The organism is Mycobacterium sp. 852013-51886_SCH5428379 (assembly GCF_001665575.1).
Lineage (GTDB): Bacteria > Actinomycetota > Actinomycetes > Mycobacteriales > Mycobacteriaceae > Mycobacterium.
In genome coordinates this window covers 61,494-74,170 of record NZ_LZSU01000012.1, presented here as the reverse complement: position 1 = coordinate 74,170, position 12,677 = coordinate 61,494, and the positions used below count along the sequence as shown (strand labels likewise).

Annotated in this window: 10 protein-coding genes; 5 read left to right on the top strand and 5 right to left on the bottom strand. The window is 69.0% G+C overall.

Annotated features, from left to right (window positions below; all coding sequences use genetic code 11):
- Position 1 precedes the first annotated feature (1 nt).
- Entirely contained in the window at positions 2 to 1,363 is a 1,362-nt protein-coding gene (locus A5757_RS03980) for an LLM class flavin-dependent oxidoreductase (RefSeq protein WP_066828855.1), read from the top strand.
- Here the strand turns inward: A5757_RS03980 and A5757_RS03975 are convergent.
- The 3 genes from A5757_RS03975 to A5757_RS03965 all read right to left on the bottom strand — a co-directional run bounded on the left by A5757_RS03975 (position 1,360) and on the right by A5757_RS03965 (position 5,783).
- Entirely contained in the window at positions 1,360 to 1,881 is a 522-nt protein-coding gene (locus tag A5757_RS03975; RefSeq protein ID WP_231983878.1) for a hypothetical protein, read from the bottom strand. The two genes, A5757_RS03980 and A5757_RS03975, sit on opposite strands and share 4 nt — an antisense overlap.
- 102 nt (positions 1,882 to 1,983) lie before the next feature.
- Entirely contained in the window at positions 1,984 to 4,635 is a 2,652-nt protein-coding gene (locus A5757_RS03970; protein WP_066828850.1) for an AAA family ATPase, read from the bottom strand.
- Positions 4,632 to 5,783, bottom strand: coding sequence for an exonuclease SbcCD subunit D (locus A5757_RS03965; protein ID WP_066828849.1), 1,152 nt, complete (start codon positions 5,781 to 5,783; stop codon positions 4,632 to 4,634). The genes A5757_RS03970 and A5757_RS03965 overlap by 4 nt, the downstream gene beginning before the upstream one ends.
- 124 nt (positions 5,784 to 5,907) lie before the next feature.
- On the opposite strand from A5757_RS03965, the gene A5757_RS03960 reads away from it, so the two are divergent.
- Both A5757_RS03960 and A5757_RS03955 read left to right on the top strand, forming a co-directional pair.
- On the top strand, positions 5,908 to 6,426 hold the full coding sequence (locus A5757_RS03960; RefSeq protein ID WP_066828847.1) for a histidine phosphatase family protein: 519 nt from the start codon (positions 5,908 to 5,910) through the stop codon (positions 6,424 to 6,426).
- A 36-nt stretch (positions 6,427 to 6,462) separates the two neighbouring features.
- Positions 6,463 to 7,755: a DUF222 domain-containing protein gene (locus A5757_RS03955; RefSeq protein ID WP_082929300.1), complete on the top strand. Its 1,293-nt coding sequence runs from the start codon at positions 6,463 to 6,465 to the stop codon at positions 7,753 to 7,755.
- 5 nt (positions 7,756 to 7,760) lie between these two features.
- On the opposite strand, the gene A5757_RS03950 is transcribed toward A5757_RS03955, so the two are convergent.
- Together A5757_RS03950 and A5757_RS03945 are read right to left on the bottom strand one after the other, a co-directional pair.
- The gene (locus tag A5757_RS03950) at positions 7,761 to 8,249 is read right to left on the bottom strand and encodes a DUF3558 domain-containing protein (RefSeq protein ID WP_082929308.1); all 489 of its coding nucleotides are present in this window, start codon (positions 8,247 to 8,249) and stop codon (positions 7,761 to 7,763) included.
- Between the two features lie 59 nt (positions 8,250 to 8,308).
- Entirely contained in the window at positions 8,309 to 8,893 is a 585-nt protein-coding gene (locus tag A5757_RS03945; RefSeq protein ID WP_066828843.1) for a DUF3558 domain-containing protein, read from the bottom strand.
- Between the two features lie 118 nt (positions 8,894 to 9,011).
- Between A5757_RS03945 and A5757_RS03940 the strand changes: the two genes are divergently transcribed.
- Together A5757_RS03940 and A5757_RS03935 are read left to right on the top strand one after the other, a co-directional pair.
- Entirely contained in the window at positions 9,012 to 10,763 is a 1,752-nt protein-coding gene (locus tag A5757_RS03940; protein WP_066828838.1) for an ABC transporter ATP-binding protein, read from the top strand.
- 8 nt (positions 10,764 to 10,771) lie between these two features.
- Positions 10,772 to 12,664 carry an ABC transporter ATP-binding protein gene (locus A5757_RS03935; RefSeq protein ID WP_066828836.1) on the top strand — a complete coding sequence of 631 codons (1,893 nt, stop codon included), beginning with the start codon at positions 10,772 to 10,774 and terminating at the stop codon, positions 12,662 to 12,664.
- Positions 12,665 to 12,677 lie beyond the last annotated feature (13 nt).

Here is a 12,677-nt window from a genome sequence, read left to right as displayed (position 1 = left end):
CATGGCTCGACAGCTACACCTCGGCGGTTTCCAGATCGCCTCGCAGGTAACCCATTCCCACGCTGCATGGCGACATCCGGCCAGCGATACGGATTTCACCAGACCGGAGTACTACCACCGGCTCGGGCGGATCCTCGAACGCGGCAAGTTCGATTTCGTGTTCTTCGCCGACCTGCTGGCTGCGCCCGTGCGATTCGGCAACGACATCACTGAACCGCTGCGGCGGGGAACCCAGGCCACGGCGACCCTGGATCCGTCGATCGTGGCGGCCAGCATCGCGGCGGTGACGTCCAAGCTGGGCGTGGCGATCACCAAGTCCGCCACCTATTTCCACCCCTACGAGCTGGCGCGGATCTTCGCCAGCCTGGACCACATCACGCGTGGGCGGGTGGCCTGGAACATCGTGACGTCCTTGACGCAGGGTGAGGCGCGCAACTTCGGGCATGACGAACATCTCGACCATGAGCTCCGGTACGAGCGCGCCGACGAGTTCGTGCGCACGGCGCTGGAATTGTGGGACAGCTGGGCCCCGGATGCGCTCGTGGTCGACAAGAAGGGCGGGGCGTTCGCCGACCCGTCGAAGGTGGCGCCGGTCGACCATGACGGACCGTTCTTCCGGACGCGCGGACCGCTCAACGTGCCGCGCTCGCCGCAGGGCAGGCCGGTGCTGATCCAGGCCGGCTCATCGCCCAGCGGTCGGGACTTCGCGGCCCGCTGGGCCGAGGCGATTTTCGAGATCGACCCGACGCCGGAGGGCCGGCGCGCGTACTACGACGACATCAAATCGCGGGCCGACGACTACGGGCGCGACCCGAGTCAGGTGCTGATCTTCCCGGCGTTCATCCCGTTCATCGGCGAGACGGAGTCGATCGCCCGCGAGAAGCAGGCGTTCCACAACGAGCTGGCGGATCCGATCTCGGGTCTGATCACGCTCAGCGTGCACACCGATCACGACTTCTCGGTCTACGACCTCGATGCTCCGGTGGAGGATGTGAAGGTGTCCGGGACGCAGGGGCTGTTCGACACCGCTCGGCGGGTTGCGCAGCGAGACCGGTTGACGTTGCGCGATATCGGCAAGTGGTACGCCCAGGGGGTGCTGCTGCCGCAGTTCGTGGGGACGGCCGAGCAGGTGGCCGATCAGATCGAGGAATCGTTCCTCGGCGGCGAGGCCGACGGTTTCATGGTGTCAGCGGCGTCCACACCGGGCACCTTCAACGATTTCGTCGACGCGGTGGTGCCGGAGTTGCAGCGGCGCGGACTGTTCCGCACCGAGTACACCGGCGAGACGCTGCGTGAGCACCTCAACCTGGCTCCGGCGACCTTCGAGGCCCCGCAGCGGGCGAGGCTCTCCGCGGCCGTCTAAGTCGACTTCTTCGCCGGCGCTTTCTTGGCGGGCGCCTTCTTGGCCGGTGTCGCCTTGGCGGGCACCTCCTTGACCGCAGCCTTCTTGGCCGGAGCCTTCTTGGCCGGCGCCTGCTTGGCCGGCGCCTTGGTCACCGGAGCCTTCTTGGCCGGTGTCGCCTTGGCGGGCACCTCCTTGACCGCAGCCTTCTTGGCCGGAGCCTTCTTGGCAGGCGCCTTCTTGGCAGGCGCCGGCTTCGCGGGCGTCGGCTTCGCGGGCGGGGCCCCAGCCGACGGCGTCGATGCGGGCAGCGCCTTCTCGGTGGTCGCCTTGGCGCCCGCGGCCGGTAGCGCCGTCGCGGTCTTGTAGCCCGGACTGTCGGAATCGTCCTCGCCGGAGCCGATTCCGACACGATCGGCGGCTCCCTCGACGAGTTCGCGGGCGCGCTGCGCCAATTCGCTCAGCGACGCGGCTGCCGCAGCGAGCAGCTCCGCAACTCGCTGCTGCAGGGGCGCGCCGTTCTCATCTGATGACACCATGGCCTCCGTTTCACATGTGACTGACGTGCCCATACCCGTTTTCGGGGCAACCTCACCAAAAGCGGCACGCCCGGATCGGAGTCGGCCTGTGCCACCGGCAGTCTAGGACGCGACGGCGGCGTCGGTGGTGAGTGTGATCCGGTGGGCGGAATCCACGGCGGCGTACCGCTCCGGATTACACGTCAACACGATGACCTGTCCGGCGCCGCCGACCACGTCGAACACCGCGCCCATCTTGACGAGTCGGTCCGGATCGGTGAATCCGAGCGCGTCGTCGATGACGACGGGTACCGCGTCCTCCTTGGCGACCAGCGCCGCGCCCGCGAGCCGGGCGACGATGGCCAACTGTTCCTTCGCGCCACCGGACAGCGAGTCGTAGGCGACGGTGCGACCGGCCAGCGTGCGGTTGCAAATGTTCAGATCGCTGTCGATCTGCACCTCGAAGGTCTCGCCGAAGACGACACGACCGAGGCGCTCCACCTCCTGCCGGAACGGATCCACATAGCGCTGTCTCGTCGCCGAGCGGTGCCTGGTCATCACATCGCGCAACAGCTGGGCCGCGCGGGCGCGTCGATACACTCGCTCGTGATCACTGTGTGCGTGTTCGCGTTCCGTGCGTGCCGCATCGAGGCGACCCTGCCTACCCTCGGTGCCGTACACCTTCAGTGTCGCGGTGATCTCTCGCAACGCCTCCGCGGCGTCGCGGCACCGCGTGTCCAGGAGCGCGACCGCCCGCGCGGCGTCATCGTGCTCAACGGCCACCTCGTCGGGGGCGCCGGCGGCCCACTGTTCCCGCAACTGCTGGGCTTGCGCAGCGGCCAGCGCAGCGGCCTCCCCCTCGGCCTGCGCCCGGATCGCCAGCGCATCGTCGTCCACGCCGGCCCGTGCCGCCGCGAGACGCTCGGTGGCGCTCGCCAGCTCGGTACGTGCCGCCGCCGCCTTCTCACGCGCGACCGTCGTCCGCATCGTCGCCTGACCCATCCGGTCCGCCGCTGCGACCGCGACTTTTCTGCGGGTCTCACAGTCGACGATGGCCTGTCGGTGTGCGGCCACCGCGGCATCGAGTCGTTCGCGGGCCGACGCGACGTCGACCGGGCCCTCGACGTCGAACAGCCCGTCCTCGGCGGGCATCCCCTCGGTCAGGGCCGCCAGCCGCGCCCGCAGCGCATCGATGGCCTCGTCACCGCTGAGAGCCTCGATGGTGGCGTGCAACGCATCTCGCCTACCGACGAGCGCACGTCTGCGGACGTGAGATTCGCGTGCGGCCGCGACATCGTCCACGCCCGCGGCGTGCAACGCAGCCGCGAGGGCCGCGTTGGCCTCGTCGAGTCGCTCCTGCGTCTGAGCCGCCGGTGCGCCGGGGACGATCCGCGCTGTCAGCACCCCCGGGAGTTCGACGTCGGTCGATATCGTGGTGTTGACCGACCAGTTGTCTCCCTGCGCCAGAGCGACCATCTTTCCCGCGATCGTCACCTCGACACCGGTCAGCGCCGTCAGTTCGATTCGTGCCGATGCCAGATCGGCCTGTCCGGCCGCGCGGTCGACGGTCTGCGCCGCAACGTCGACGTCCCGCAGCACCGCATCGGTGACAGGGATCCCGGCGATCTCGGCCTCCACCTCGGCCCGGTCGCGCAGTGCACCCTCGAGCCGGGCCAGTCGCGACGCCAGCCGGTCGGACTCCTCGCGATCGGAGATGCGTTGCAGCGCAACGCGTGCGGCATCGACCTCCTCGTGGCGATGCTCGACCGCTTCGCGGGCCGCGTCGGCCTCCTGTTCGGCGACCTTTTTGACCTCGCCTGCGACGCCTTCGGCTTCGAGCGCATCCGCGACGGCGACTTCGAGCGCCCCGATCGCCGCCGACCGCTCGTCGATGTCAGCGCGTATCCGCCTCCGCTCGGTGAGGGCCGCGACGGTCGCGTCCCGGGTGGCCCGTTCGGCGGTGGCGACCAGTTCGGCCTCCTCGAGCCGGCGACGCAGCGCGGCGGACGCCTCGGCTTCCGCCCGGGCCTCCACCAGCCGGTCCTGCGCTGCGGCCTGCTGCGCCGTCAACGCCTCCAGGTCCGCAGTGAGCGCGGCATGTCTGGCAACCGCATCCTCCACCTCCGCGACGGCAGCGGCGCACCGGGCGACCTCGGCGTCGGCACTCTGCAGCCGTTTGACCGCGGCCGCCAGCTCACCCGTCGCCCGACCCGTTGCGGTGAAGTAGCGGGTGTACTGCTCGTCGATCCGATCGACGAGCAGCGGCTCGGTCCCGGACAACGTGTCCGCCTCCCCCGCGGCCGCGTCCAGGGCCCGCGAGAGCGCATCGGAGCCCGACAACTCCGCGGCAGCCGTCGACGCCGCCTGCCAGATCCGCTGCGCCCGCCACAAATCCATGTCGACGGAGTCGGCGAGGATGCGAAGGACACGCTCGTGGGCGTCGTCCCCGGTGTGCTGTTCATGCTGGGGAGCGAGGACGCGCAGCCAGGTCTCGGGACGCTTGTGAAATCGCTTGTGGTAGATGAAACGGTATGCGCCCGCGCTGATCTCGGCGGTAATCTCGGCGCCGACGTCGGCGTGGGTCGGCTTGACCTGCTTGACCTCTTTCTTCGACGACCGGTCTTTGGCGTCGAAGAGCAGATCGAGGGCCTCGACCATCGAGGTCTTACCGATCTCGTTGGCGCCGCTGACCACGATCACCCCGTGATCGGGGAACTCGATCTCCCGGTGGGTGATCCCGCGGTAGTTGGTCAGGACGAGGCGGTGCAGCTTCATGCGGCGTCGCTCCTGTCGACCAGGCGCAGCAACAGCGCGAGTGCCGCGCGGGCGTCTTCGGCGCCGTCACCCTCGGCGCGTGCCAGCCCGACGAGTTCGTCGACCGCCGACGCGGCGAAGCCCCCGATGCCGAGATCGTCGAATTCGCCGTCGGCCGGCAGGACGGCGATGTCGGTGCCGCGCTCCCACACCGTCAGCGACGCGAACAGCCGGGCGTACCGGTCCAGACAGGCGTCGAGATCCGCTTTGTCGGTGACCGTCAACGAACCGGTCAACCCCATCCGGACCACCGTGCGCTCCTTGTCGGGCATCAGGTCGAGGTTCAGATCGAGGTCGGCGATATCGCGACGGTCGTCCACCGACCGGGTGAGCGTGACGAATCGCCAGCGGCCGAGGCGCTCCGCCTCCACCCGCACCGGGCGGGTGGAATCGCCCTCGTCGATGTCCACGACGAGCACGTGTCCCGAATCGCTCTCGATGTCGTCGTAGTTGGTCACCTCGGGCGATCCCGAGTACCAGACACGCCCCGTCGACCCCACGCAGGTACGAGAGTGCTTGTCTCCCAGCGCGACATAGTGCACTGCGCCGCGGGCCAATGCCGCCTCGACCGCCTCCAGGCGGATCAGCGATGGTTTGTCCTTACCGGGGTCGATCATGTCGACCGCACCGTGACCGACCAGCACGCGCGTCACACCGTCGGCCGGCAGCCCGTCGAGCACCTCGCCCACCAGATCCGCCGTCGGCGCCTTCGAGCGCCACGGCGCGGCGACGATCTCGAGGCCGGGACGGACCTCGTGCACCCCCGCGCGATCCAGAACTCTGACGTTGGACGGACATTCGTCGAGGAACAACGCACTGGTGTAGACCGACGATGCGTCCAGCGGATCGTGGTTGCCCGGCAGCAGGAACACCGGGACGCCGATGGTGCGCATGGCCTCCAGCGCCTGGCTGATCTCCCGCGGCGCGAGTTGGTTGTGTTCGAAGACGTCACCGGCCACGACGACGAACTCAGCGCCGGACGCGGCGGCCAGCGCACCGACCGCCACGACGGCGTCGCGGCGCGCCGCCGAATACCGCGGCTGCGCCTCGCCGTTGAGGAAGTGGCGGGTCATCCCGAGTTGCCAATCGGCTGTGTGTACGAATCGCATGCCCGGCCCGTCCTCCCCCGTTGTCGTATGCCGTTGTCTCTGCGCTTCGAGAGTCTAGGTCTGGACTCCGACAAGTCCTCGGACCTCGACCGGCATGTGGCCGCGCGGGCTTACCGTGGTGGCTGTGAGCACCGACTTCCGCACCCTGCTGCTGCTCCGACACGCGAAGTCCGGCTACCCCGCCGGGGTGGCCGACCATGATCGGCCGCTGGCCGACCGCGGCATCCGCGAGGCCGGGCTGGCCGGCGAGTGGCTCCGGGCCAACACGCCGGTGATCGATGCGGTGCTCTGCTCGACCGCCACCCGTACCCGCGAGACCCTGCAGCGCACCCGGGTCGACGCTCCGGTCCGCTTCGTCGACGAGCTCTACGACGCGACGCCCGGAATGGTGATCGACCAGATCAACCGGGTCGGCGACCATTTCGACCACCAGGTGCGGACACTGCTCGTGATCGGCCACGAGCCGACGATGTCCCGGGTCGCGATCGGCCTCGCCGACATCGACGGCAGCAACCCGCTTGCCGTCGAGGGCATCTCGGCGAAGTACCCCACCTCCGCCATCGCCGAGTTGCGCACGGCCCAACCGTGGGACCGGGTGGAGCTGGGCGGCGCCGCGCTGGTCACCTTCCACATCCCGCGCTGACCCATCCTGTCGGTCGCGGCAGCTAGACTCGAACGTATGTTCGATGAATTGGCTGTGGTGGATCCGGCCGCCGACGAGGCTGCGCTGATCGAGCGCCTTGCGGCGTTGGAGACGGCCAAGGCGGCCGCCGCGGCCGGACAGGCGCGGGTGACCGCCCTGCTCGACGAGAAGCGTCGCGCTGCCGAGGCCGCGGCAGGGGTGTCGACGACCAAACGCGGACGTGGGTTGGCCGGGGAGATCGCCCTGGCCCGGCGCGACTCCCCGAACAGGGGTGGTCGCCACCTCGGGTTCGCCCGCGCCCTGGTCCACGAAATGCCCTGCACGCTGGCCGCTCTGCAGGCAGGAGAGCTCTCCGAATGGCGGGCCACCGTGATCGTGCGGGAATCGGCGTGTCTGAGCGTCGCACACCGCCGCCAACTCGATGCCGAACTGTGCGGCGACACAAGCCGTCTGGAGGGGTGGGGCGACAAGCGGGTGGAGGCCGAGGCCAAGAAGATCGCCTACCGGTTGGACGCGCAGGCGGTGGTGGAGCGGGCCGCCAAGGCCGCCGCCGACCGCTGCGTCACCGTGCGTCCGGCACCCGATTGCATGAGCTATGTGACCGTGCTGCTGCCCGTCGCCCAGGGCGTGGGGGTCTACGCGGCCCTCAAACGGGCCGCCGACACGACCTTCGATGAGCGCACCCGCGGCCAGATCATGGCCGACACCCTCTACGAGCGGGTGGCGGGACGCCCGGCCGAGGCGCCGGTGCCGGTCGCGGCGAACCTGGTGCTCTCGGACGCCACGCTGCTGGGCGCCGATGAGCAACCCGCACACCTGCACGGGTATGGACCGCTCCCGGCCGGAGTGGCCCGCACGCTGATCAAGGATGCCGCCACCGACTCCCGCTCGCGGGCCACGCTGCGCCGCCTGTACGCCCGACCCTCGACCGGCGCGCTGGTCGCCATGGACTCCCGGGTCCGACTGTTCCCCAAAGCGCTGGCCCGCTTCATCGACCTACGCGACCGAACCTGCCGCACCCCCTATTGCGACGCCCCGATCCGCCACCACGACCACGCCCGCCCGCACCGCGACGGCGGCCCGACCAGCGCGCTCAACGGACTCGGCGAATGCGAACGCTGCAACTACACCAAAGAAGCCCCCGGCTGGCAGGTCACCACCGCCGAAGTCGACGGCGAGCACACCGCCGTATTCACCACCCCCACCGGCCACCGCTACAACTCGACCGCACCCACCACACCCGGCCACCACCGCGTCCACGTCAAACGCCCGGCATTCCGGATCCGCTGCGTCGGATTGCCCGCGCGCTACCAGCCGATACGGACGTGAGGGGACTACGAACTGGTGGCCAGGGTCATCTCCATGAGCTTGATCGCCTGGCCGCACGCATCGATGCCGGGGGCCTGCGGGTTGATCCACCAGCCGACGACGCCCGCGGCGTCGCTGGCGACACCGCACGCGCCATTGGCGTCGCTGGTGCGCATCACGATCGACGGCACACCGGCGATGTTGCGGCTCTCGATGTCGTACTGCAGTTTTTCGGCCGTCGTGCGTTCGTTGTCGAGGCTGCCTTCCTCGAACCAGAACCGCGTGATGTCGACCAGGCCGTTGGGATTGGCGGCCTGCCAGCGGCACACCGCACCGACGAACGTGCTCTGGATGTCGAGCGGGTCGGCGCCGACGGTCTCGGCGAGGATGTCCGTGGTCAGGACATCGCATTCCTTGAGCAGGTTGGGGTACTGCCGCTCGGACTGGTCGTTGCTCGGGCCGCCGCCGGAACCGGCCCTGGCCGCCGTCCCGTCGACGGTGCGGGTGCAGCCCATCAGCGCCACCAGGATTCCGAGCAGCGCGGCCAGCACGACGAACGCGCGCTTCTGCGGGCTCACTGGGAGTTCACAATCGACTGGCGGGTGAGTTCCTTGGCGACTTCACACGGATCCGGGAACGGTTTGCGGTCGAACGTCACCGACCACTCGATGAAGTCATCACCGAATTGGATACCGATCTCGCACAGGTTCGTGCCGAGCGTCAGATCGTCGCTGATCGCGAGGAAGCCGTCGTGGCCTTCGATGTTGATGTCCTCCACGCTCGTGCGGGACAGCTCCTGGGTCTTGCGCTCCCGCCCGATGGGGCTGCCGCGGAACCAGGTGAACGAGAAGTGCGGGCCGACGATGCTGCCGCCTGCCAGCCACTGGCAGCCGACCGACGTCATCGCGGTGTTCTTCAACCCCGTGACCTCGGTGAGCTGGCTGATCGTCTCGTCGCTGACGCCGCCGCACTGCGGGAAGAACGGACCGTGCGAAACGCCGCCGGCGGATTGCGTGCTCTGTGGGCTGTCCGGCGCGGCCGGCTCACCGGAATCGGAGCAGGCGCCGAGCACCGGGATGAGCGCCGTCGCCAGTGCGGCCAGCGCCTTCGCGTTGCGGGCTCGGCCCGTCCTGCGCGTGCTGGGAGTCACGCCATGCACTGTAGCGGCAGCCGTGATCGTGAACCACCGACAGGCCGGTTGACCAGCCATTTCCCGGCGAGTCCCCAGGATCGCCTGTCGCAGTGGATCCCGCAGGCCGGTGTGCGAAAGTAGCGGGATGCTCTGGGCGCTGCTGCGGCGGTACGTGCAGCCGTACCGAGGTCTGCTCGCCACCGTCGCCGCGCTCCAGGTGGTCAGCACCCTGGCCTCCCTGTACCTCCCGACGGTGAACGCCGCGATCATCGACGACGGCGTGGCCAAGGGCGACACGAAGACGATCATCGACCTCGGCTTGGTGATGCTGGCCGTGAGCGGTCTTCAGGTGGTGTGCGCGGTGGCCGCGGTGTACTTCGGATCCCGGGCCGGCATGGGCTTCGGTCGCGATCTGCGCGCGGCGATCTTCAACCAGGTGACCGGTTTCTCCGCCGAGGAGACCGCGCGGTTCGGGGCGCCGTCGCTGCTCACCCGCACCACCAACGACGTCGGGCAGATCCAGCTGCTGGTGCAGCTGACCTGCACGATGCTGATCACCGCTCCGATCATGTCGGTCGGCGGGATCTTCATGGCGGTGCACCAGGATGCCGGGCTGTCATGGCTGCTGCTGATCAGCGTGCCGGTGCTGGCGCTGGCCAACTACTGGATCGTGTCGCATCTGCTGCCGATCTTCCGGCGCATGCAGCAGCTCATCGACAACATCAATCGGGTGATGCGCGAACAGCTCTCGGGTATCCGGGTGATCCGCGCCTTCGCCCGGGAACCGCTGGAGCGGACCCGCTTCGGCGACGCCAACCAGGAGCTCTCGGACACCGCCCTGGCGGCCGGCCGCTGGCAGGCCCTCATGCTCCCGGTGACCACGCTGGTCATCAACGTCTCCAGCGTCGCGTTGGTCTGGTTCGGCGGGCTGCGCATCGACGCCGGGCAGATGCAGGTCGGCTCGTTGATCGCGTTCCTGTCCTACTTCATGCAGATCCTGATGGCCGTGCTGATGGCCACCTTCATGTTGATCATCATCCCGCGGGCAGCGGTGTGCGCCGACCGCATCGGCGAGGTACTCGACACCCGACCGGCCATCGTGTCCCGCGCCGACGGAGCGCGCCCGTCCTCGGTCACCGGGCAGCTACGCCTCGATGCGGTGTCGTTCTCCTATCCCGGCGCGGATCGTCCGGTGCTACAGGACGTCTCGTTCGCGGCCGGCCCCGGGACGACGACCGCGATCGTCGGATCGACCGGGTCGGGGAAGTCGACGCTGGTCTCGCTGATCTGCCGGCTCTACGACGTCTCCGCGGGTGCGGTGTTCGTGGACGGTGTCGACGTGCGCGACTGGGACGTCGAACACCTCTGGGCAGCCGTCGGACTGGTGCCGCAACGCGGCTACCTCTTCTCCGGCACCGTGGCCGACAACCTGCAGCTCGGCGCGGCCCCGGGCCAGGTGCTGACCGAGGACGAGATGTGGGCGGCGCTCGGGGTGGCCGCGGCCGACGGTTTCGTCCGCGCCCACGCCGACGGTCTTAACATGCGGGTCGCCCAGGGTGGCATGAACTTCTCGGGCGGTCAGCGTCAGCGCCTCGCCATCGCCCGCGCGGTGATCCGCAACCCGCCGATCTACCTGTTCGACGACGCGTTCTCGGCCCTCGACGTCCACACCGACGCGCGCGTGCGGGCGGCGTTGAAAGAGATCTCCCGCGACGCCACCGTCCTGATCGTGGCGCAACGTCTGTCGACGGTCGCCGACGCCGACCAGGTCATCGTCATCGACGACGGCCGCGTGGTGGGTGTCGGCACCCACGAATCGCTGCTGGCCGACTGCCCGACCTACGCCGAGTTCGCTGATTCACAATCCGTCGGTGCCGACGCCGGTGGCGCGCCGTGACCGGCCCCATGGGCGGCGGCGGCCCCTTCCGCGGTGGCCTGCCCCAGGCGCCGGCCGAGCGCACCCGCGACTTCCGGGGGTCGGCGATCCGCCTCGTCAAACGGCTCACCCCGCAACGCACGCTGACCGCGGTGGTGATCCTGCTCGGGGTGGGCGGCATCGCCATCGGCGTCATCGGCCCGCGCATCCTCGGCCATGCGACCGACCTGCTGTTCAACGGCGTCATCGGACGTCAGCTGCCGGCCGGCCTGACCAAGGAGCAGGCCATCGAAGCGGCTCGGGCCCGGGGCGACTCCACGTTCGCCGACCTGCTCTCCGGGATGAACGTCGTCCCGGGCCAGGGCGTGGACTTCGCCGCCGTGGCCCGCACGCTGGCGTTGGCTTTGGGTCTGTATCTGATTGCCGCGCTGCTGGTCTGGGCGCAGGCACGGCTGCTCAACACCACCGTCCAGCGCACCATGGTGCGGTTGCGCGCCGACGTCCAGGACAAGGTGCACCGGCTTCCCCTGTCCTACTTCGACACCCGCCAGCGCGGTGAGGTGCTCAGCCGGGTCACCAACGACGTCGACAACATCCAGACGTCGCTGTCGATGACGATCAGCCAGCTGCTCACCTCACTGCTCACCATCGTGGCGGTGCTGGTGATGATGCTGACCATCTCGCCGCTGCTGGCGCTGATCACGGTACTGACCGTGCCGCTGTCGCTGCTCGCCACGCGCTGGATCGCCCGTCGCTCGCAGCGGATGTTCGTCGCGCAGTGGCGCAACACCGGACGGCTCAACGCCCACATCGAGGAGACCTACAGCGGTTTCACGATCGTGAAGACCTTCGGACACCGCGCGGGGGCTCAAGAGAAGTTCGCCGAACTGAACGACGACGTCTACCAGGCCGGCTTCGGTGCGCAGTTCTTCTCGGGCCTGGTGCAGCCCGCGACGGCGTTCATCGGCAACCTGAGCTACGTCGCGGTCGCGGTGATCGGCGGGCTCCAGGTCGCGACCGGCCAGATCACCCTCGGCAGCATCCAAGCGTTCATCCAGTACGTCCGCCAGTTCAACCAGCCACTGACCCAGGTGGCCGCGATGTACAACACGCTGCAGTCCGGAATCGCGAGCGCGGAGCGGGTGTTCGAGCTGCTCGACACCGATGAGGAGCCCCCGGACGAAGACGGCGAACTGACCGCCCGCGGTGGCCGGGTGGAGTTCGACCACGTCAGCTTCGGCTACCGCCAGGACACCCCGGTGATCCAGGATCTGTCGCTTGTGGTCGAACCGGGCAGCACGGTGGCGATCGTCGGACCGACCGGCGCCGGGAAGACCACACTGGTCAACCTGCTCATGCGGTTCTACGACGTGGACTCCGGCCGGATCCTGCTCGACGGCGTCGACATCGCCGGGGTCAGCAGGCGCTCGCTGCGGTCGCGGATCGGCATGGTCCTGCAGGACACCTGGCTGTTCGGCGGCACCATCTACGACAACATCGCTTACGGCAGGCCCGACGCCGGCGAGGACGAGGTGATCGCCGCGGCGACGGCCGCCTACGTCGACCGCTTCGTCCACACCCTGCCCGACGGCTACCAGACCCGGGTCAGCGACGACGGCGGCTCCATCAGCGCGGGCGAGAAACAGTTGATCACCATCGCCCGCGCCGTACTGGCCCGCCCTCAGGTGCTGGTACTCGACGAGGCCACCAGTTCGGTGGACACCCGCACCGAACTGCTCATCCAGCATGCGATGCGCGAACTGCGCCGGGACCGGACCAGCTTCATCATCGCCCACCGGCTGTCCACGATCCGCGACGCCGATCTCATCCTGGTGATGGAAGAGGGGCGCATCGTCGAACGCGGCAGCCATACCGAACTCGTGGCGCGCCGCGGCGAATACTGGTCCATGACACGGGTTTAAGCACATCGCTGGA